This window comes from Methylogaea oryzae, from assembly GCF_019669985.1.
GTDB classification, from domain to species: domain Bacteria; phylum Pseudomonadota; class Gammaproteobacteria; order Methylococcales; family Methylococcaceae; genus Methylogaea; species Methylogaea oryzae.
This window is the reverse complement of the sequence record NZ_AP019782.1, coordinates 44451-64660: the sequence shown is the minus strand read 5'-3', so window position 1 is coordinate 64660 and position 20210 is coordinate 44451. Positions and strand designations below refer to the sequence as shown.

Sequence of the window (20210 nt, the reverse complement as noted above, 5' to 3'; positions counted from 1 at the left end):
ACGCGGCCGGCGCCGGATACCGGCCGGCGCCGGACTCGCCCACTCCGAGACTGCGAGACCGAGCATGAAAAAATTACTGATCCTGCTGGCGACACTGGGCGCCCCCGCCTACGGGGCGGCCGGCGAAGCCGACGCGGAGCAAATCGTCAAAAGCCATCCCTGCGCCGACGGCGAAACCATCGACCAATACCTGGGCCATAAACTCTCGTCCAGCCACCGCGACTTGGGCTGGCGCGTGTTCCCGGCGGAAGGCGGCGTGGACGTGGAGCGCGCCTTCCTCGCCAGCAAAAGCATGGAAATCCGCTACCGCTGGCGGGTGGACGGCACGGGCCAGGTGCAGGCCATCAGCGACCGGGCGCAAAGCCTTTGCTCATAAAAAAACGGCGTTTGCGGTTTTAACCGCGAACGCCGTACCGAGAGAACGCCACCAAAAGCGTTGCTGAAGCCGATCCTTGGCAGGATGGGAGGTCGTCTTGGCCGACTCCCGGCCAAAAACCCCGACTAAAAAGTGATGACCACGTCGGTCGTAAACAACAACTGATCCTTGCGCCGGCCCGCGTCGAACGCCTGGGTTTTGTCGGTCCAGTCGTAGCGGAGGTTGGGCCGTACCGTCAGCCACTTGGTGGCTTTATAGTTCAACCCGGCCGTCACCGCGTAGTAGTTGCTGCCTTCCCACGGATAAGCGCCGTTGGTCGCGGCGGTGGTGCCGCCGCAAGCATAAGTGTCGCCCGCGCCGTTGTTGACGTTGGTGCTGGCGCCGCAACGCCCCGGTCCCCAGACGCGGAAGCCGTTGTGGTCGCGGAACCATTCGGCGCGCACGCCGGCCGACAGCTTGTCGTCGATGTCGTAGAACAGGTACTGGTTGATGCCGTACCAGCGGGCGTTTTCCGTACCGGTGCCGTTGCGCGCGCTGTGCGCCGTAATCACGTTGTTGGCGAAGCCGTGGTCGTGCTGGATCACGTAATGCAGCTTATCGGTGAAGTTATGCTTGCCCACCAAGCTGTACATGGCCCAAGGCGAGCTGGAGTCTTCGCTGCGTCCGCCGGCGGTGGAGGTCAGCGCCAGGGAGGTGCCCGCGTCGTCGCTGGTCCAGGTCGCGCCGCCCAGGAACGCCCAGTTGCCCAGATCGCGGTTCCAGTTGCCGTCCCAACCGCCGGTGTTGCTGCCCGTCACCGCGCCGGCCGTGGCGCTCCAGTTGGAGTTGACGGCATAGCTGGCCAACACGCCGGTATGGGTGAAAGGCTCGCCGTATTGCATGGTGTACGGCTTGGTGACGAAGAAGTTGTCCGGCGCCGTCACCACTTCATAGCCGATGGGCGTGTAGAAGTGGCCGGCCTTCACCGACAAACCGTTGCCCACCGGCAGGTTGAACTCGGCGTAGGCCTGCGGAATGGCCATGCCGTAGAAACGGTCGCCGTGACTGTTCAGGTGCAAGTCCCAATTGCCGCGCTTGATCGGCGCGCCGGTGCGCGGATCGAAAGCCGGCGAACCGTAAGCCTGGGTGAAAATGGCGTCGGTGCCGTACATGAAGTCCACCCGGCCGCCCCAGTCGAAGGCATCGCCGCTGACGTTGACCGCTTTCTGCAAATACAGATACAGCTGGTTCATCTGCAATTCGCCGGTGCGGTCGTTGAACGTCACCGGGCCGTTGTATTTGTCCGGCGAGCTGTGGAAGTTGGCCGACACGCTGCTGTTGAGCCAACCGCCGAACTTCAAGTTCCAGTCCTTCATGAACTTGGCTTCATTGACGTTGACGCCCAGCACCTCGGCCAAGCCGCTGGCGTCGGTCCAGTGCTTCGCCTCGCCCTCAACCGTCTTCGCGCCAGGCTCTTCGGCCTGGACCGCGTCCGCATTGGCGGACTGCGCGGCCAAGGCGGCCAGCACGCCAAAAGCCAGTGTCCTGGCGACCAAGCTCGATGCTTTTGTTTTCATCTGCACACCCCTTCGATAAGTACTAGGCTGCCGGTTTAAGGCTTTACGACATCCCTACTGCACGATTGGTGCCATCTACGCATTTCATTGATTATCAGTGACTTAAGCAATATTCCGTCGCCGTCGGCGCAAAACTTCCCGCACCACCGCTGTGCATCCCGCCCAAAGTTGATACACCAACGGTGCAAGGAAGCGCCACGATTGCGCCCGAACGCGGCATGCCGCGACTCCCTTCGCCCGCCCGGCCGACATCGCCCGCCGCTGAAGAGAAATAAGCCCCCAGTAAGCAAAAAACCGCAAGATTCCCGCCGCCGGACAAAACGGGGAAAGCCTCGCGCCGCAAGGCGCCATCACCGGCTAAAACCGAGAGGAGGCGGCCATCCGATTGAAACGATCGCGGCTTAAAATGGCCCGTCCGCGGGCGCCTATCCGGCGGCAGTGTGATTGAACCGACACCATGCGATACTTAAACCAACGCCGGGCGAGAAAGCATCCTGGATAACACCCTCGGTTACCGACGGAATTAGGACATTAAGGCGTCCGGCAAACCCTATGCGGAACACACACGTTTTTCTTAAAAGCCGAAGCGGTTGGAAATACGCCGACGGCCTCCCTTTTTTTTTGCTTTTGTCCGGCTTGGCGTTGAACGGCTGCGCGACCGGAGAATATCAATCGCCTCCCCTGCCGGTGTTCATGCGCGACGCCGCACCAGCACCAGCACCAGCACCAGCACCAGCACCAGCGGCAGCGGCAGCGCCTCCCCAACAGAGCGCGGAACCGAGCAAGCCGGCACCTGACAACCCGCCGGCCGACATACAGCCATTCACCCTGGACGCGGCGATCCAGCGCGCGCTGGACGCCGACCCGCAAATCCGCGCCGGTTTGGAAAGCGTGCACCAAGCGGAGGCGGATCTGATGACGGCGGGGCTGCCTCCCAATCCGACCTTGTCCACCGGCGGCTCGCTCATGCCCCTGAACCGGCGCTTCACCGTCACTCGCCAAGGCGGGCCGCCCCAGTTCGACGCCGGCGCGGCGTTTCCCATCGACTGGTTCCTGTTCGGCAAGCGCGCGGCGGCGGTGATGGCCGCCGAAAAAAGCGTGGACGTCGCCGCCGCGGGCTTTTCCGACCTGGTGCGCCAGCGCATCGCCGGCACCATCTCCGCTTTTTACGACGTGCTGGAAGCCCAGGCCACGCTGCAGCTGGCGCGGGAGGACATGAACAATCTGTCCGAGCTGGAAAAGATCACCGCCAACCGGGTCGAACTGGGCGGCGTCGGAACGGTCGAACTGGACCGCGTGCGCCTGTCGATTTTCAGCAGCCGGCGCGAAGTGCGGGCCAGGGAAGTGGCGCTGGAAGGCGCGCTGAGCCGCCTGCGGGCCTTTCTCGGCTATACCGACGCGGCGGCCCTGAAAATCCAGGGCAGCCTGGACATCGCCAAGCTGCCGCAGCCCCTGTCCTCCGAAGCGGCGTTCGCCGTGGCCGAGGAAAACCGGCCGGACCTCATCGCCCTGCGGCGCCAAGTGACGCAGGCCGAAGCCAACGTGCAGCTGGAGGAGCGCAAGGCCTACCCGGAGGTCACTCCCCGCGTCGGCTATACCCGCCAGTTCCAGGAAAAAGCCGTCGGTTTTCCCGACGCCAGCTCCTGGGGCGTCGGGGTCGACATGTCGGTGCCCCTGTTCGACCGCAACCAGGGCAACATCGCCAAGGCCCGCTCGATCCAGACCCAGTCCGAACTCAACCTGAACGCCCAATTGGTGGCGCTGCGCGCCGAAATCGACCAGGCGGTCAAGGCCTACGACAGCGCCTACCAGGTCTTGACCACCGACGACCCCGGCCAGCTCGACGCGGCGCGCAACGTGCGCGACAAGATTCGCGCGGCCTACGAACTGGGCGGCAAGACCCTGATGGAAGTGCTGGACGCCCAACGCACCTACCGGGAGACCTACCGCTTGCACATCGCCGCCCGCTCCAACTACTGGCATTCGTTCTACGGCCTCAACGCCGCCCTCGGTAAACAGGTATTGCGATGAATCCCCGGCTTCCTATCGGTAAAGACCCGGCTCACCACGCGATCCGGCCGAAAAGCCCCGTCTGGCTGCTGGCAGCGGGGCTGGTCGCGGTGGCGATCTGGCAACTTTGGCCGTCGACGGAGGACGCACCGGCCGACAAGGCCAAACCCGACGCGGTCACCCTGGCAGGTCCCGGGCTCATCGCCGTGCAACCGGGCAGCCTGTTGGAAAAGAAGCTGGAACTGGCGACGGTGCAGCGGGAGCGCATTAAAACGCCGCTGCTGTCGGTGACCGGCGCCGTCATGGCGCGCCTGCGCCCCGGCAGCGGCGCCGTCGAGGATCGCTGGCAATTCAGCAGCGTCGAACTGTCGGGCATCTACGCGGACTGGCAAAAAGCGGACACGGAAAAAGAATTCGCCGCCAAGCAGCTGAGCAAAACCCGCGAACTGACCGCGGCGCAACTCAATTCGCAAGGCAAGGTGGTGGAAAGGCTGCGCAAGCTGGTGGCGACCGGCACGGAAGCGGTGCGCGATCTGAGCGCCGCCGAGGCCGGTTTGCTGCAAACGCAGCTGGAAGGACAGAAAGCGGTATTCGAAGCGGAAAGCGCGCTGTCCCAGGCCACCCATAGCCACGCCGACCTGGAACGGCACTTGCTCCAAGCCGGCATCGACCCGGCCCTGCTGGCCCAGGTTCCGAGCGGCGCCTCCCTGGTGATGGCCGACGTGCCGGAAGTCCGCATCGCCCTGGTTGCCGCCGGGCAAGCCTGCGAAGCCACCTTCTTCGGGTTGCCGGACCAGGTGTTTCGCGGCGTCGTGCGCAGCCTCGCCCCCGCCCTGTCGCCCGAACGGCGCACGCTGCGGGTCTTTTTCGAGCTCAACGACCAGGACGGCCGGCTGAAGCCCGGCATGTACGCCGAGATCGGCCTGGGCACCGACCCTAGGGAGGCCGTGCTGGCGCCGTCCGACGGCGTACTGCACATCACCAATGCCGATTACGTGCTCACCGAAACCGGCGCCGGACTGTGGAAAGTCACGGAAGTCCAGGTGGGGGAGCGCGCCGGCGACCGGGTGGAAATCCTGGAAGGCCTCCAAGGCGGCGAGCGGATGATCGGCACCGGCGCCATCCTGCTGAAGCCGCTGGTGGTGCAAGCCCTGCTGCAAGCCAAGGCGCCTCCCAAGGCACAGGCGACGGCGCAGCCATGATCCCCGTCCTCATTCGCGCCGCCCTGCACTACCGCTGGATCGTGCTGATCGGCACCGCGGCCTTGGCGGCCCTGGGCCTGTGGTCGTTCAGCCAGATGAAGATCGACGCCTACCCGGACATTTCCGCCCAAATGGTGCAGGTGATCACCACTTATCCCGGCCGCGCGCCGGAAGAAGTGGAGCGGCAGGTGACGATTCCGGTGGAAATCGCCATGCGCAACGTGCCTAAAGTGGAGACGATCCGTTCGCGCACCATCTTCGGCCTGTCCGTGGTGCAGCTCATTTTCGAGGAAGGCACCGAGAGCTACTGGGCGCGCCAGCGGGTTCAGGAAAAACTCGCCAGCCTGCAATTGCCGGACGGCGCCGCCGCCGACCTGGGGCCGCTGGCGACCGCCTACGGCGAAATGCTGCGCTACGAGTTGGAGTCCGACGGCCGCTACGACCTGATGGAACTGCGCACGCTCAACGATTGGGTGGTCATTCCGCGCCTGCTGCGGGCGTCGGGCGTGGCGGAAGTGTCCAACTTCGGCGGTTACGCCAAACAGCACGGCGTGCTGTTGGACCCGGCGCAGCTGCTGCGCTTCGGCCTGTCGGTCAACGACGTGGTGGACGCCATCCAGACCAATAACGCCAGCGCCGGCGGCAGCGTCATTTCCCGCGGCAGCATGTCCTTCGTCATCCGCGGCCGCGGCGCGTTGCAAAGCGAGGAAGACATCGGCTCGATCTTCATCAAGTCCATCGGCGGCACGCCTATCACCGTGCGGGACGTCGCCCAAGTCCGCCTGGACGCCAAGATCCCCGCGGGCATTTTCAGCAAGAACCTCACCGACGAAGCGGTGGAAGGCATCGTGCTGCTGCGCAAGGGCGAAAACCCTTCGGAAGTGCTGGCCAACGTCCAACAGGCGGTGGAAGAGCTCAACGCCGAGGGCTTGCCGGAGGGCGTGCGCTTGTCGCCCTATTACGACCGCAGCCATTTGATCGAAAACACGCTGCACACCGTGGGCCACAGCGTGACCCTGGGGATCGGCCTGGTGGTGCTGGTGCTGCTGGCCTTTCTCGGCCATCCGTCCTTGGCCGCCCTGGTCGCGCTCACCATTCCTTTTTCCCTGCTGTTCGCCCTGGTGCTGATGTACGGCTCGGGCATCCCCATCGGCCTGCTGTCCATCGGCGCCATCGATTTCGGCATCATCGTCGACGGCGCGGTGATCATGGCGGAGAACATCGCCCGGCGCTTGGACGAACGCGAGCACGAAGCACCGGCCGACCGCCCCAGCGTCGGCCAAACGGTGCTGGCCGCCGCCCTGGAAGTGGAGCGGCCGGTGTTCTTCGCCGGCCTGATGATCGTCGGCGCCTTCCTGCCGCTGCTGACCCTCACCCATATCGAAGGCTTGCTGTTCCGTCCCATGGCGCTGACCATCGTTTTCGCCCTGGTCGGCGCCATGCTGTTCGCGCTGTTGGTGGTGCCGGTGCTGGCCACCCTGCTGTTCCGCAAAGGCTACCGGGAATGGGAAAACCCGCTGTTGATCTGGCTGGCTCGACGCTACTCGACGCTGCTGTCCTGGCTGATGCGCCACCGCCGGACGGCGGTGGCCGGGGCGGGCGCGCTGCTGCTGGCGGTATTCGTCCTGGTCCTGCCGCGCATGGGCTCCGAATTCCTGCCTTATATGGACGAAGGCGTCGCCTGGGTGCGCGCCAACTTCCCCGAAGGCACCTCGCTGCAGCAGACCTCCCAGTTCGGCCGGCGTTTGCGCGAAATCGCCCTGGAATTTCCCGATATCGACTTCGTCGCCGTGCAGACCGGCCGCAACGACAGCGGCACCGACCCCTACCCGCCCAGCCGCATCGAGATGATGGTGGGGCCGAAACCGCGCGACGCCTGGACGCAGTTCCATCGCAAGCAAGAACTGGTGGCCGCTTTAGGCGCGCGCTTCCGCGCCGAATTCCCCACCACCCGCTTCAATTTCACCCAGCCCATCATCGACAGCGTCACCGAGGACGCCAACGGCACCTCGGCCAACATGGCCATCGAATTCTCCGGCGCCGATTCCGACGTGCTGCTGGATTTGGCGCGCCGCGCCGAAACCCTGCTGAAACAAGTGCCCGGCGCCATGGACGTGAGCATCGAGCAGGAAGGGCCGCAGCCGCAGCTGGTGATCCAGCCCGACCGCGCCTTGTGCGCCCGCTACAACGTCCGCATCGAGGACGTCACCCTGCTGATCGACACCGCCATCGGCGGCGCGCCCATCGGCACGCTGTTCGAGGGGGAACGCCGCTTCGACATCGTCAGCCGCTTCGCGCCGGAGCACCTGGCCTCGCCCCAGGCCCTGGGCCGGCTGCCGGTCTATAACGCCGACGGTGTGCCGATTCCCCTGGCGCAAGTGGCCCGCATCGATATCGCCGACGGCCAAACCATGATCGCCCGCGCCGACGGGCGCCGCCGCCTGACCGTGCGCAGCGACATCGTCGGCCGCGACCAGGGCGGCTTCGTCGCCGAGGCGCAGCGGCGGTTCGCGCAGGAAATCCAAGTCCCTCCCGGCTACCGCGCCACCTGGCTGGGCATGTTCGAAAACCTGAAACGCGCCGGCCAGCATTTCAAGCTGCTGGTGCCGACGGCCATCACCGTTATTTACCTCTTGTTGCTGGCCATGTTCACTTCCCAGCGAGCGGCCCTGATCCTGCTGCTGGCGATCCCCTTCGCCTTCGTCGGCGGCGCCGTCGCCCTTTATTTGCGCGGCATGAACATCAACGTCTCCTCCGGCGTGGGCTTCGCCGCCGTGTTCGGCGTGTCGATCATGAACGGCGTGCTCATCGTCCGCACCATCACCGACCTGCGCTTGCAAGGCGAAACGCTGGAGAACGCCATACGCCAAGGGGCGGTCCGCTGCCTGCGCCCCATCCTCATCGCCTCGCTGGTCGCCATACTCGGCTTGGTGCCGGCCTCCTTGGCCACCGGCTTGGGCTCGGACGTGCAACGCCCGCTGGCCACCGTCATCGTCTGGGGCCTGTTCAGCGCGACGCTGATGACCTTGTTGCTAGTGCCGGTGCTTTACCGCATGTTCGTCCCCCGTCTGCCGGTAGCGGAAACGGGCAAGGACGAATGGTCGGGCGTTTGACCGCGACCAACCGCCGGGGAGGCGGGAAACGCCCGCGTTGATCGAACGCATGGCGCACGCTACAGTACCGCCGCCACGCGCCGACTCCCCGCCGGCGCGGCGACAACCCAACTCCCCCAAGGCAATCGATTCCATGCCACCCAATGCCTTTCCCGCGCCGACTTCGTCCAAGCTCCTCGCCGGGGCGGCGCTCTGGGCGTTCGCCGTCGGCTTGACGGGCTGCATGTCGCCCGCCACCCTGGACCGGGCCGTCATCGCCTACGACCGGGCCACCACGGATATCCTGTCCAAACAGCTGCTGCTCAACATCGCCCGCGCCCACCAGCACCAGCCCATGCATTTCACCGGCGTGTCCAATATCGCCGCGACCTTCAACTTCCAATTCAACGCCGGCGCCACCCCCGCCCTCACCGGCAGCTCGGGTTCGCTGCTCACGCCCATCTTCGGCGGCACGGTGTCGGAAAATCCCACCGTCAGCATCGTGCCCATGGAAGGCGAGGAATTCACCCGCCGGCTGCTGACGCCCATCCAGGAAACCAAACTGACCATGCTGCTGCGCCAGGGCGCCGACGTGGACCTGGTGCTGCGTCTGATCGCCGGCGAGCTGCGCATGCGCAAGGACGGCCGCGAGGTCGTGTATTTCAACAGGCCGTCCGACGCCACCGGCTATCCCCTGTTCCGCCAAGCCGTGCTGCATTTGTCCACCGTGCAGGACCGCCATGCTTTATATGTGGAACCGCTGATTTTCGAACGGCGTTGGAGCGTGCCGGCCGCGTCGTTGTCGCCGGAACAATTGGCGGCCCTGCAAAAGGAGTTCAACGTGGACTACGTGCCGGGCCGACCCCTGGCCGGGCTGTCCAAGCGCGTCACCGGCCACATCCTGGTCACCAATTACGATACGGCCATGCTCAGCAACGAGGAACGCATCCGCCTGCACGAGGAAGCCGACCAAGGCCCGCCCAACGCGATCACCGTGGACATCCGGCCGGAATATCCCGGCGGCGAACTCCCCTTCCACGGCAGCTTCCGCTTCCGCAGCTTCCACAACGTGCTGGACTTCATCGGCCAGGACATCGCCGAAGCGCCGGAATACGACGTGCCCAGGCATCCGCAAACCCCGCCGGTGAGCGAAAACCCGGTGCACACCATGGAAGTGCTGGTGGCCGACAGCGAACCGTCCGACGCCGACGTCAGCGTCAACCTCAACGGCCGTTATTACGCGGTGAAGCCGGATTCCGGCTATCAATGGAACCGCGAGGCGTTCCGTCTGCTGTCGCAAGTGTTCCAGATGACCATGACCGAACTGCCCCAATTCGGCGTGCCCAGCATCACCATCGCCAAGTAGCCGCCGCCGGTCTTTGGGCCAAGGCCGGCCGGTATTTATACGGAATTTTTACAACGCCTCTGCCATAGTGATCCCTTAAGGAAGCTCTGATCAAGTCAGAGCTTCCCGCGACACAGGGATGTGTCGCCCCGATCAAGGGCGCTAAGCCATTGATCGGGGAGCTTTCGGAAAATCGCATTTTTCGAAAGCGATCTCTGACAAGTCCTGGATGGACTTGTTCAGAGTTGCCTTAAGCGCCAACGCTTTCCCGCTTTGCAGGTGATCCATGGAATCGCTCTTCATCCTCCTGATCGTGGCGTTTTTCGCCGTCACCCTGGCGTTGGTATACGGCTGCGAAAAATTGCGAGGCGCGCCATGAGCGGCATTTATCTCCTTAGCGCCCTGCTGGCGCTGCTGGTCTTCGTCTACCTGGTCGCCGCGCTGCTCTACCCGGAGAAATTCTGATGACGGGCCAAGGCTGGCTGCAAATCCTGCTCTACCTCGCCGCGCTGCTGGCCCTGGCCAAACCGCTGGGCGTTTACATAGCGCGGGTTTATCAAGGGGAGTCCGCGGCGAATCGCTGGCTGGCCCCGCTGGAGAAGTTCGCCTATCGCCTGTGCGGCATCGACGCTCAGCGGGAAATGCGCTGGACCGATTACGCCGCCGCCATGCTGATATTCAACCTGCTGGGCGCGCTGGCGGTATTCGCCCTGCAACGACTGCAAGCCGGGTTGCCGCTGAACCCTCAGGGCTTGCCCAATGTTTCCGCCGATTCGGCCTTCAACACGGCCGTCAGCTTCGCCAGCAACACCAACTGGCAAGGCTACGGCGGCGAAACCACCCTGAGCTACCTGACGCAGATGCTGGGGCTGACGGTGCAGAATTTCCTGTCCGCCGCCACCGGCATGGCGGTGCTGGTGGCGCTGGTGCGGGGCTTCGTGCGGCGCAATACGGAGACCATCGGCAACTTCTGGGTGGACCTGACCCGCGGCACCCTGTACATCCTGCTGCCGCTGTCGCTGTTGCTGGCGCTGGCCTTGGCGAGCCAGGGCGTAGTGCAGACTTTCGCCCCCTATCAGACGGTGGCGCTGGCGGAAAAAGCCGAGACCAAGGAACAAACCATCGCCGTAGGCCCGGCCGCCTCGCAAGTGGCGATCAAGCAGCTGGGCACCAACGGCGGCGGCTTTTTCAACGCCAACTCCGCCCATCCGCTGGAAAATCCCACCCCCTTGTCCAATTTCCTGGAAATGCTGGCCATCCTGCTGATCCCCGCGGCGCTGTGCCACACGTTCGGCGCCATGGTCGGAGACAACCGGCAAGGCCGGGCCGTCCTGGCGGCCATGACGCTGGTATTCGCCGCCGCGCTGTTCGCTACCGTAAGCGCCGAACAAGCCGGCAACCCACGGCTCGCCGGCTTGGGCCTGGATCAGGCCGGCGGCAACATGGAAGGCAAGGAAACCCGCTTCGGCATCGCCAACTCGGCGCTGTGGGCCGTCGCCACCACCGCCGCCTCCAACGGCTCGGTCAACGCCATGCACGACGCCTTCACGCCCCTAGGCGGCATGGTGCCGATGTGGCTGATGCAACTGGGCGAGGTGATCTACGGCGGCGTCGGCTCCGGCCTGTACGGCATGATCGTATTCGCCCTCGTCGCCGTGTTCGTGGCGGGCCTCATGATCGGCCGCACGCCGGAATACCTGGGCAAGAAAATCGAAGCTTACGAGATGAAAATGGCGGCACTGGTCATCCTCATCCCACCGCTATTGGTGCTGGGCGGCACCGCCGTCGCCGTGATGACGGAAGCCGGCAGAGCCGCCGTCGCCAACCCCGGCCCCCACGGCTTCAGCGAAATCCTCTACGCCTTCTCCTCGGCGGGCAACAACAACGGCAGCGCCTTCGCCGGATTGTCGGCCAACACGCCTTTCTACAACGTCACGCTGGGACTGGCCATGCTGATTTCCCGCTATTGGCTGGCGGTGCCGGTGCTAGCCATCGCCGGCTCCCTCGCCGCCAAGAAAACCGTGCCGGCCGGACCGGGCACGCTGCCCACCCACACGCCATTGTTCGTCGCCCTGCTCGTCGGCACCGTGCTGCTGGTGGGCGCGCTGACCTTCATCCCCGCCCTGGCCCTGGGGCCGGTGGTGGAGCAGTTGCAGATGATCGGCGTGCGCTGAATCATTTGGTGGAGGTTGTGCCACGCTGGACACTCGATACCCAGCGTTGTACGTTAACGCGTACATTCACGGAGCCACCTATGGACGCGATTACTTACACGACCGCTCGTGCAAACCTCGCCAGCACAATGGATAGGGTTTGCAACGACCACGAGGCGTTGATCATTACCCGCAACGGCGAACAGTCCGTTGTGATGCTTTCGCTCGAAGACTACAAGGCGCTGGAGGAAACCGCCTATCTCCTGCGTACTCCCGCCAACGCCAAGCGGCTTCTTTCCGCCATTGCACAACTGAACGCCGGCAAAGGCGTCGAGCAAGAACGGGCCCCGTGAAGCTGATCTTCTCGGACGAGGCCTGGGAAGATTACCTGCATTGGCAAAAGCAAGATAAGCGCATGGTGGAACGGATCAACAAGCTGATCTGTGAAGTACAGCGCGAACCGTTCAGCGGAGTGGGCAAGCCCGAGCCATTGAAACATGCACTATCGGGCTTTTGGTCACGGCGGATTACGGACGAGCATCGCATGGTGTACCGCATAGCCAATGATGCGCTGGAAATTGTGCAACTCCGTTTTCACTACTGACCTCATGGCTGCGGACATTGCCAAGGCGTAACCCAATTCTGTAGGGCGCAATAGCGGTCCTCCGCGTATTGCGCCGCATGGCGGCCTATCCGATTTTATTTGCGCTCGCCGTCAACGACGTCAAGACTGGGTGGCGTCGCCCAATTCGCTGGATATATCCCCTGCTCGACATACCGATGGAAAGTTGAGTAAGGCCAATCCGCCACATGTTTGACCAAGCCATGCTTGATCGGATTGATATGGCAATAGTCGATATGTGCGGCGTAATCCGCATCATCCCGGATCACGTGATCCCAGAACCGCCGCTGCCAGATACCTCTTTCCCCGCGCGCGATGCGCACGGCCGATCTCCGCTCTGTGACAGGCAAAGCCTTGGAAAATTGCTGTTTGATGATCCGCCAACGATTGGCGTTGTCCACATCGCCCGGCGGCAATGTCCATACGCAATGCAAATGTTCCGGCAACACCACCCAGGCATCGATATGAAACGGCCGGCGATGGCGGGTTTCCCGGACAACCTCGCGCAGAATATCGACGTGGCGCGTAAGAAGATCGTTGGCGTATCTTTCGAGCAAGTTCACCGTGAAAAAGTACGTCCCTCCAGGAACACGGTAACGTCGGTAGTCGGACATCGGGTTTCCTTGAAATCGACCATGGACGGGGTTTATATAGGCGGCTCGTTGCTTAGCCAACCCTTATGTGGCCTTGAACGCCTCCATTCGGTGCAATACGCGGAGGACCGCTATTGCACCCTACGAATGCGGGTTACGGGTTGCGTGCTGCCGGGTTATGCCACATCGGTTTCAGCGCGTATGCCTAAGCAGTGCGCGACATCGGCGGAAATACGAATATTTTCCTCCAGTGGAAGGGCAAGCCATTCGGTCATTTCATTCAGGCCTGAGTATCCCAATTGAAGAAAGTCAACCACCTTGTCGGTGTCGTAGACAATTTGCTTGGCGACAAGGCGAGTCGATCTGCCGTCAACCCAAGAGACATTGGTCTGGCATAGGGCGAATGTCTTTAGCGTTGACGTGGGTTGCTGCGTTCGAACGAAGAAAAACAACTCTGGTAGAGCGGGGGAAAGAATCGAAATGTACTCTCGAACCACGGGGATCTCAAATAGTTCTCGCGGATCATTTTCGTAGCCGAAAAAGCTGAGTTCGACTTTCCCTTGATTCTCGAGTGCCAACTCTCTTGTCACGCGAAGGCGGTCAAAGAATTCTCGTGTTCGAGTGATGTCTTTCGACTCGACCTCTGGTCGGTCAATAATGAAGTGAAGATAGTCTGATTCGGCAAGAAGATTGTTTACCGCCCAATAGGCTTCTAGTGCTTCTCGGTGGTCCATCAACGGTGGAAGTAGTGCCTCGATCTTAGCTTTTGACTCGCGCAAAATATTCTCGAAAAACACTGTAATTTTCCAGTTGTCGCCGGCAGGCTGGGTCTCTTGGGGCAGAAAGCGGACCCAGTAGCATTCCTTTGACTCTGGATGGCATAGCACAATCAAGACGGGAATTGGGTAGTTGGCCAAGTAATTGAAATGCTTTTGCTCTCCTCGATAGATGTAGCCCCATCGATTCTTCTCTTGAAAGAAACTCTTTCCGTACTTGATCTGCACGGCGAGAAGCTGTCCAGTTACGTGGCCGTCCATGGTTACAACCTCAACCTGCCCATCGATGCCGAAATCGTGTTCTTGATGGTTGCGTTTGAATATCCATCCGAACTCATCGAATACGATGTTCGATACCACTTGAACACCACGCTCACCTTGTTGAGCTGCGTGGGAGAAACGCGGGAGATCGGTATTCATGGAGCATAACAAGTGATTGTACGGTTTCTACCTATCTATACAGGCCGCCAGACATCTTGACAAGCAGCTCATATTTTCCATCGCGCTCCTAACGGCCTATCTTCCCGGGTCGCCAAGTTATACAGATACGGAAATCCTGCCATGTGGCTGTTTCCTTCGATGTGGCCGGACGCTACCAGCGAGCGTCGCTATATCCGTGGTCACGGTCAGGCCTCGCGCTTCAATCTTGACGGCTTTTTTACAACGCCCGGTATAGGCTTTCCCGTGGCGGCCGTCTTTCAGCGGCAGCCTCGCCATTTACCGGGAGCCTTCCATGAGCCATAAGCCCCATTCCGCCGGCTTGTTCGATCGGGCCATCGTGCAACAGGCGCTGGTCGATGCTTTCCGCAAGCTGGCGCCGCGCCAGCAGTGGAAGAATCCGGTGATGTTCGTCGTGTATCTCGGCAGCTTGCTGACCACCGTGCTGTGGTTGCAGGCGCTAGGTGGCGAAGGCGAGGCGCCGTCCGGTTTCATCCTGGCCGTTACGCTATGGCTGTGGTTCACGGTGCTGTTCGCCAACTTCGCCGAGGCGGTGGCGGAAGGGCGCAGCAAGGCGCAGGCGGCGTTCCTGCGCTCGGCCAAGCGCGATATCGCCGCCAAGAAATTGGACGAGCCGCGTTACGGTTCCAACTATTCCAAAGTGGCCGGCTCCACCCTGCGCAAGGGCGACGTGGTGCTCATCGAAGCCGGCGATTTCGTGCCCGGCGACGGCGAGGTGATCGAAGGCGTGGCCTCGGTGGACGAAAGCGCCATCACCGGCGAATCGGCGCCGGTGATCCGCGAGTCCGGCGGCGACTTCAGTTCGGTGACCGGCGGCACGCGGGTGCTGTCGGACTGGCTGGTGGTGCGCATCGCCGTCAATCCGGGCGAAGCCTTCCTGGACCGCATGATCGCCATGGTGGAAGGCGCCAAACGACAGAAGACCCCCAACGAAATCGCCCTGACCATCCTGCTGGTGGCGCTGACCTTGATCTTCCTCATGGCCACCGTGACCTTGCTGCCCTTCTCCCTCTACGCGGTGGAAACCGCCGGCGCCGGCCGGCCCATCACCATCACGGTGCTGGTGGCGCTGTTGGTGTGCCTGATCCCCACCACCATCGGCGGGCTGTTGTCCGCCATCGGCGTGGCCGGCATCGGCCGCATGATGCAGAAAAACGTCGTTGCCACTTCCGGCCGGGCGGTGGAAGCGGCCGGCGATGTGGACGTGCTGCTGCTGGACAAGACCGGCACCATCACCCTGGGCAACCGCCAGGCAGCGGCTTTCCTGCCGGTGGCCGGCGTCAGCGAAAAGGCCCTGGCGGACGCCGCGCAGCTGGCTTCCCTGGCGGACGAAACGCCGGAAGGCCGCAGCATCGTGGTGCTGGCCAAACAGAAGTTCGGCCTGCGCGAGCGGGACGTGCACGCCCTGGACGCCACCTTCGTGCACTTCAGCGCCCAGACGCGCATGAGCGGCGTCAATTTGGGGTCACGGCAGATCCGCAAGGGCGCGGCCGACGCCATCCGCCAGTACGTGGAAGAATGCGGCGGCAACTTTCCGGCAGAGATGCGCAAGCTGGTGGACGACGTAGCGCGGCGGGGCAGTACGCCGCTGGTGGTGGCGGAAGGTCGCAGCGTGCTGGGCGTCATCGAGCTGAAGGACATCGTCAAGGGCGGCATCAAGGAGCGCTTCATCGAGCTGCGCCGCATGGGCATCAAGACGGTGATGATTACCGGCGACAACCGCCTGACCGCCGCCGCCATCGCCGCCGAAGCGGGGGTGGACGATTTCCTGGCGGAAGCCACGCCGGAGACCAAACTCAAATTGATCCGCGATTACCAGGCCGACGGCCGGCTGGTCGCCATGACGGGAGACGGCACCAACGACGCCCCGGCCCTAGCCCAGGCCGACGTGGCGGTGGCGATGAATTCCGGCACCCAGGCGGCCAAGGAGGCCGGCAACATGGTGGATTTGGACTCCAACCCCACCAAGCTGATCGAAATCGTGGAAACCGGCAAGCAAATGCTCATGACCCGCGGCGCGCTGACCACCTTCAGCCTGGCCAACGACGTGGCCAAGTACTTCGCGATTATCCCGGCCGCGTTTGCCGGCACCTACCCGCAATTGAACGCCCTCAACGTCATGCATCTCGCCAGCCCGGACAGCGCTATCCTGTCGGCGGTGATCTTCAACGCGTTGATTATCGTGGCGCTGATTCCCCTAGCCTTGAAAGGCGTTGCCTACCGGGCGCTCGGCGCCGAACAACTGCTGCGGGACAATCTGCTGCTGTATGGCCTGGGCGGGCTTGTCGTGCCGTTCGCCGGCATCAAGCTCATCGACCTCATGCTTACCCAGCTCGGTCTGATTTAAAGGAGCTGCACCATGCGTCAGCACTTGAAAACCGCCGCCGCCATGCTGCTGTTGTGGAGCATCGCCACCGGCATTGCCTACCCCCTGCTGGTCACCGGCATCGCGCAAATCGCTTTTCCCTTCCAGGCCAACGGCAGCCTGATCGTTCAAGACGGCAAGCCGGCCGGATCGGCGCTGATCGGCCAGCCGTTCAGCGGCCCCCAATACTTCTGGGGCCGGCCGTCGGCCACGGCGCCCATGCCGTACAACGCCGCCGCGTCCGGCGACTCCAACCTGGGTCCGGCCAATCCGGCCCTGGCGGAAGCGGTCAAGGCGCGTATCCAGGCACTCAAGGACGCCAACCCCCACAATACCGCGCCGATACCCGTCGATTTGGTCACCGCCTCGGCCAGCGGCCTGGATCCCCACATCAGCCCGGCCGCGGCGGAATACCAAGTAGAACGCGTGGCGCGGGCGCGCCGGCTGCCGCCGGAAAAAGTGCGCGAGCTAGTAAAAAAACATACCGCAGGCCGCCAACTGGGCGTGCTGGGCGAACTGCGGGTCAATGTGCTGCAACTCAACTTGGCGTTGGACGCCTTGCGCTGAGCGAATCCCATGGGCCGTATACCACCTGCTTGGGCTGTATGTGCGCTGGCGCTGTCGCTGTGGAACGGCAGCGCCGCAGCACAACTCGCCGACCCTTACCGCCTTCCGCCCAGCAAGCAAAACCTCGAACCGTGCCGGCTGGCCGCCCTGGCGTTGGCGCCCGGCACGGTGGAAAATCTCGGCTTGCTCTGGCAGCAAGGCCATTACCGGTTCCGCTTCGACATCCGCAGCAGCGACGGACAGGCGCGGAAAGTGTTTTGCGACGGCGCCACCGGCCGCATTCTACCCATGGAAACGAATCCCATGTCCAACACCACGGTGCCGCCGCTGGACCTCGCGCCCGACGGCCGGCCCGGAATCAAACATGGCGCCCCCTGACCAGCGCCCCGACCCCGATGACCTGCTCGCCAAGGTCGAGCGCGACGAGGCCAAGGCCCGGCGCGGCCGGCTGAAAATTTTTTTCGGCGCTTCCGCCGGCGTCGGCAAAACCTTCGCCATGCTGCTGGCGGCGCGGGAGCGGCGCGCCGAAGCGGTGGACGTGGTGGTGGGGCTGGTGGAAACCCACGGCCGCAAGGAAACCGCCGCCTTGCTGGAGGGGCTGGAAATACTGCCCGTCCATCACCTCGCCTACCGCGGCACCCGTCTACGCGAATTCGACCTGGACGGCGCCCTGAAACGCAGGCCGACCCTCATCCTGGTCGACGAACTGGCCCACAGCAACGTGCCCGGCTCGCGCCATCCCAAGCGCTGGCAGGACGTGAGGGAATTGCTGGACGCCGGCATCGACGTCTACACCACCCTCAACGTGCAGCACCTGGAAAGCCTGTGCGACGACGTGGGGCAAATCTCCGGCATCCGCGTGTGGGAGTCGGTGCCGGACACGGTGTTCGAAGAAGCCGACGAAGTGGAACTGGTGGACCTGCCGCCGGACGAACTGCTGAACCGCCTCAAGGAAGGCAAGGTTTACCTGCCGCAACAGGCGGAAAAAGCCGTTCAGCATTTTTTCCGCAAAGGCAACCTCATCGCCCTGCGCGAACTGGCGCTGCGCTGCACGGCCGACCGAGTGGACGCGCAGATGCAGGACTACCGCGACGACCACGCCATCCGCGACGTGTGGCAGGTGGGAGACCGGGTGCTGGTGTGCATCGGGCCTTCGCCCATTTCCGAACGGCTGGTGCGCGCCGGCAAGCGGCTCGCTGCCGGCCTCCACGCCGACTGGATCGTGGCTTACGTGGAAACCCCCAAATTGCAGCGCCTGCCCGCGGAACGCCGCGACCAAGTGCTGGCCGTGCTGCGCCAGGCGGAACGGCTCGGTGCGGAAACGGTGACGCTGAGCGCGCCGGACATGACCGAAGCGATCCTGGATTTCGCCAGGGAACGCAACGTCACCAAGATTTTCATGGGCAAGCCGACCCGGCGCGGCTGGAAACGCTGGCTGCTCGGCTCGGTGGTCGACCGGGTGATTGCCGAAGCCCACAACATCAACGTCTACCTATTGGGCAGCCCGCGGGGGGAACCGGCGGCACGGGAGGCGCAACGCGCCCCGCCGCGCGACGAAAGCGACTCGGCGCGCAAGCGCCACGATAGCGGCTATCTGTGGGCCGTCGCCACCATCGCCCTGAGCACGCTGGTCGCCAAGACCCTGCTCGGCCACTTCGAGCTTGCCAATCTGGTCATGATCTATCTGGCGGGGGTGGTGTTCGTCGCTTCCCGCTTCGGCCGCGGGCCATCCATCCTGGCCTCGCTGCTGGGCGTGGCGGCATTCGACTATCTCTTCGTCACGCCCTATTTCAGTTTTACGGTGGCGGACACCCAGTATGTGATCGTGCTGCTGGCCCTGTTGGCGGTGTCCATCGTCATCAGCCAACTGACCGCCAATATGCGCTCCCAAGCCAAAATCGCCGCTCACCGGGAGCGTCGCGCCTCGGTGCTCTACGCCATGTCGAAGGAGCTGTCCGCCAGCCGCAGCGAGGACGACATCGTGCGCATCGCCGTGCGCCACATCCGCACGGAGTTCGGCAGCCGCAACGCGATCCTGTTTCCCAACGGCAACGGCCGCATCGTCTATCCGACCGACGCGCCATTGCCGGAGTCGCTCGCCGGCTGCGATTTGGGCGTGGCGCAGTGGGTACTGGACCACGACCAGATGGCGGGCCAAGGCACCGACACGTTGCCCGGCGCACAGGCCGTCTATTTTCCTTTGATCGGCGCCGAGGGCTCCATGGGGGTGCTGGCCTTGCTGCCGGCCAACCTGCGGCGGATTTTCCTGCCGGAGCAGCGGAAATTGCTGGAAACGTTCTGCCGTCAAATCGCCCAGGCCGTGGAACGGGTGCGTCTCGCCGAACAGGCCAAGGCCACCTTTGTGCAGATGGAGGCCGAACGCCTGCGCAACTCCCTGCTCAGCTCCATTTCCCACGACCTGCGCACGCCCCTGGCCACCATCGTCGGCTCCGCCAGCACCCTGGCGGAAAACGACGACAAACTGCGGCCGGAAGACCGCCGCGAATTGAGCCGCGCCATCTACGACGAAGCGCGGCGCATGTCCAACCTGGTCAACAATATTCTCGACATGGCGCGGCTGGACGCCGGCATGGTAAGCCTCAACCGGCAGTGGAACTCCTTGGAAGAGATCGTCGGCACGGTGCTGACGCGGCTGGGCAAACCGTTGCAAGGCCGGCCGCTCCAGGTCCGCCTGCCCACCGCCCTGCCCCTGCTTTACGTGGACGCCGTCATGATCGAACAGGTACTGATAAACCTGCTGGAAAACGCCGCGCGCTACACCCCGGCCGGCAGCGCCATCGAAATTTCCGCCGAGCAGGAGGCCGATCGGGTACTGATCGCCGTCGCCGACCATGGGCCGGGGTTCCCCTCCGGCCAGGAAGAGCAGCTATTCGAAAAGTTCTACCGCGTCCATCGGGAAGGGGCGCAAAGCGGCGTCGGGCTGGGGCTGGCCATCTGCAAGGCCGTCGTCGAGGCCCACGGCGGGCACATCCAGGCCAGGAACCGCAGCGGCGGCGGCGCGGTCTTCGCCTTCGCCTTGCCGGTGGAGCGGACCCCGCCCGAAATCGAGGCGGAAAGCGAGACGCAGCCCTAG

The 20210-nt window shown here is 63.7% G+C and carries 16 protein-coding genes; 13 read left to right on the top strand and 3 right to left on the bottom strand.

The annotated features are described in order from the left end of the window. Nucleotides 1–64: 64 nt before the first annotated feature. Nucleotides 65–376 (top strand): hypothetical protein, encoded by a 312-nt coding sequence (locus tag K5607_RS00315; RefSeq protein WP_054773640.1) that lies wholly within the window; start codon nucleotides 65–67, stop codon nucleotides 374–376. A gap of 125 nt (nucleotides 377–501) precedes the next feature. On the opposite strand, the gene K5607_RS00310 is transcribed toward K5607_RS00315, so the two are convergent. Then, entirely contained in the window at nucleotides 502–1932 is a 1431-nt protein-coding gene (locus K5607_RS00310; protein ID WP_082411522.1) for a porin, read from the bottom strand. A gap of 693 nt (nucleotides 1933–2625) precedes the next feature. On the opposite strand from K5607_RS00310, the gene K5607_RS00305 reads away from it, so the two are divergent. The 8 genes from K5607_RS00305 to K5607_RS00270 all read left to right on the top strand — a co-directional run bounded on the left by K5607_RS00305 (nucleotide 2626) and on the right by K5607_RS00270 (nucleotide 12338). After that, on the top strand, nucleotides 2626–3963 hold the full coding sequence (locus K5607_RS00305; RefSeq protein WP_425515796.1) for a TolC family protein: 1338 nt from the start codon (nucleotides 2626–2628) through the stop codon (nucleotides 3961–3963). Continuing rightward, entirely contained in the window at nucleotides 3960–5144 is a 1185-nt protein-coding gene (locus tag K5607_RS00300) for an efflux RND transporter periplasmic adaptor subunit (RefSeq protein WP_221047859.1), read from the top strand. Before K5607_RS00305 ends, K5607_RS00300 begins: the two co-directional genes overlap by 4 nt. Then, nucleotides 5141–8257: an efflux RND transporter permease subunit gene (locus K5607_RS00295; RefSeq protein ID WP_221047858.1), complete on the top strand. Its 3117-nt coding sequence runs from the start codon at nucleotides 5141–5143 to the stop codon at nucleotides 8255–8257. Before K5607_RS00300 ends, K5607_RS00295 begins: the two co-directional genes overlap by 4 nt. A gap of 133 nt (nucleotides 8258–8390) precedes the next feature. Further along, the gene (locus K5607_RS00290; RefSeq protein WP_246598919.1) at nucleotides 8391–9602 is read left to right on the top strand and encodes a hypothetical protein; all 1212 of its coding nucleotides are present in this window, start codon (nucleotides 8391–8393) and stop codon (nucleotides 9600–9602) included. Nucleotides 9603–9956: 354 nt separating this feature from the next. After that, a complete protein-coding gene (locus tag K5607_RS00285) occupies nucleotides 9957–10046 on the top strand; it encodes a potassium-transporting ATPase subunit F (protein WP_054773423.1) in 90 nt (29 codons plus the stop codon). After that, on the top strand, nucleotides 10046–11755 hold the full coding sequence (kdpA, locus tag K5607_RS00280; RefSeq protein WP_054773424.1) for a potassium-transporting ATPase subunit KdpA: 1710 nt from the start codon (nucleotides 10046–10048) through the stop codon (nucleotides 11753–11755). The genes K5607_RS00285 and kdpA overlap by 1 nt, the downstream gene beginning before the upstream one ends. Nucleotides 11756–11835: 80 nt before the next feature. Then, nucleotides 11836–12087 carry a type II toxin-antitoxin system Phd/YefM family antitoxin gene (locus K5607_RS00275; protein WP_082411478.1) on the top strand — a complete coding sequence of 84 codons (252 nt, stop codon included), beginning with the start codon at nucleotides 11836–11838 and terminating at the stop codon, nucleotides 12085–12087. After that, nucleotides 12084–12338 (top strand): Txe/YoeB family addiction module toxin, encoded by a 255-nt coding sequence (locus K5607_RS00270; RefSeq protein ID WP_054773426.1) that lies wholly within the window; start codon nucleotides 12084–12086, stop codon nucleotides 12336–12338. Before K5607_RS00275 ends, K5607_RS00270 begins: the two co-directional genes overlap by 4 nt. Nucleotides 12339–12433: 95 nt before the next feature. Here K5607_RS00270 and K5607_RS00265 read toward each other — a convergent pair whose 3' ends face one another. Both K5607_RS00265 and K5607_RS00260 read right to left on the bottom strand, forming a co-directional pair. Then, nucleotides 12434–12970, bottom strand: coding sequence for an REP-associated tyrosine transposase (locus tag K5607_RS00265; protein ID WP_221047857.1), 537 nt, complete (start codon nucleotides 12968–12970; stop codon nucleotides 12434–12436). Nucleotides 12971–13125: 155 nt separating this feature from the next. Further along, nucleotides 13126–14145 carry a DUF4365 domain-containing protein gene (locus tag K5607_RS00260; RefSeq protein ID WP_082411479.1) on the bottom strand — a complete coding sequence of 340 codons (1020 nt, stop codon included), beginning with the start codon at nucleotides 14143–14145 and terminating at the stop codon, nucleotides 13126–13128. Nucleotides 14146–14458: 313 nt separating this feature from the next. Between K5607_RS00260 and kdpB the strand changes: the two genes are divergently transcribed. The 4 genes from kdpB to K5607_RS00240 are packed head-to-tail and all read left to right on the top strand — an operon-like array spanning nucleotide 14459 to nucleotide 20210. After that, entirely contained in the window at nucleotides 14459–16531 is a 2073-nt protein-coding gene (gene kdpB, locus K5607_RS00255; RefSeq protein ID WP_221047856.1) for a potassium-transporting ATPase subunit KdpB, read from the top strand. Between the two features lie 12 nt (nucleotides 16532–16543). Beyond that, nucleotides 16544–17116, top strand: coding sequence for a potassium-transporting ATPase subunit KdpC (gene kdpC, locus K5607_RS00250; RefSeq protein WP_221047855.1), 573 nt, complete (start codon nucleotides 16544–16546; stop codon nucleotides 17114–17116). A 9-nt stretch (nucleotides 17117–17125) separates the two neighbouring features. After that, nucleotides 17126–17494, top strand: coding sequence for a PepSY domain-containing protein (locus tag K5607_RS00245; protein WP_221047854.1), 369 nt, complete (start codon nucleotides 17126–17128; stop codon nucleotides 17492–17494). After that, nucleotides 17481–20210 carry a sensor histidine kinase gene (locus tag K5607_RS00240; RefSeq protein ID WP_221047853.1) on the top strand — a complete coding sequence of 910 codons (2730 nt, stop codon included), beginning with the start codon at nucleotides 17481–17483 and terminating at the stop codon, nucleotides 20208–20210. Before K5607_RS00245 ends, K5607_RS00240 begins: the two co-directional genes overlap by 14 nt.

Bases quoted from the DNA above. Each gene is read 5' to 3' on its own strand.
- K5607_RS00315 (WP_054773640.1), top strand. From the start codon at position 65: ATGAAAAAATTACTGATCCTGCTGGCGACACTGGGCGCCCCCGCCTAC.
- K5607_RS00310 (WP_082411522.1), bottom strand. From the start codon at position 1,932: ATGAAAACAAAAGCATCGAGCTTGGTCGCCAGGACACTGGCTTTTGGC.
- K5607_RS00305 (WP_425515796.1), top strand. From the start codon at position 2,626: ATGCGCGACGCCGCACCAGCACCAGCACCAGCACCAGCACCAGCACCA.
- K5607_RS00300 (WP_221047859.1), top strand. From the start codon at position 3,960: ATGAATCCCCGGCTTCCTATCGGTAAAGACCCGGCTCACCACGCGATC.
- K5607_RS00295 (WP_221047858.1), top strand. From the start codon at position 5,141: ATGATCCCCGTCCTCATTCGCGCCGCCCTGCACTACCGCTGGATCGTG.
- K5607_RS00290 (WP_246598919.1), top strand. From the start codon at position 8,391: ATGCCACCCAATGCCTTTCCCGCGCCGACTTCGTCCAAGCTCCTCGCC.
- K5607_RS00285 (WP_054773423.1), top strand. From the start codon at position 9,957: ATGAGCGGCATTTATCTCCTTAGCGCCCTGCTGGCGCTGCTGGTCTTC.
- kdpA (WP_054773424.1), top strand. From the start codon at position 10,046: ATGACGGGCCAAGGCTGGCTGCAAATCCTGCTCTACCTCGCCGCGCTG.
- K5607_RS00275 (WP_082411478.1), top strand. From the start codon at position 11,836: ATGGACGCGATTACTTACACGACCGCTCGTGCAAACCTCGCCAGCACA.
- K5607_RS00265 (WP_221047857.1), bottom strand. From the start codon at position 12,970: ATGTCCGACTACCGACGTTACCGTGTTCCTGGAGGGACGTACTTTTTC.
- K5607_RS00260 (WP_082411479.1), bottom strand. From the start codon at position 14,145: ATGAATACCGATCTCCCGCGTTTCTCCCACGCAGCTCAACAAGGTGAG.
- kdpB (WP_221047856.1), top strand. From the start codon at position 14,459: ATGAGCCATAAGCCCCATTCCGCCGGCTTGTTCGATCGGGCCATCGTG.
- kdpC (WP_221047855.1), top strand. From the start codon at position 16,544: ATGCGTCAGCACTTGAAAACCGCCGCCGCCATGCTGCTGTTGTGGAGC.
- K5607_RS00245 (WP_221047854.1), top strand. From the start codon at position 17,126: ATGGGCCGTATACCACCTGCTTGGGCTGTATGTGCGCTGGCGCTGTCG.
- K5607_RS00240 (WP_221047853.1), top strand. From the start codon at position 17,481: ATGGCGCCCCCTGACCAGCGCCCCGACCCCGATGACCTGCTCGCCAAG.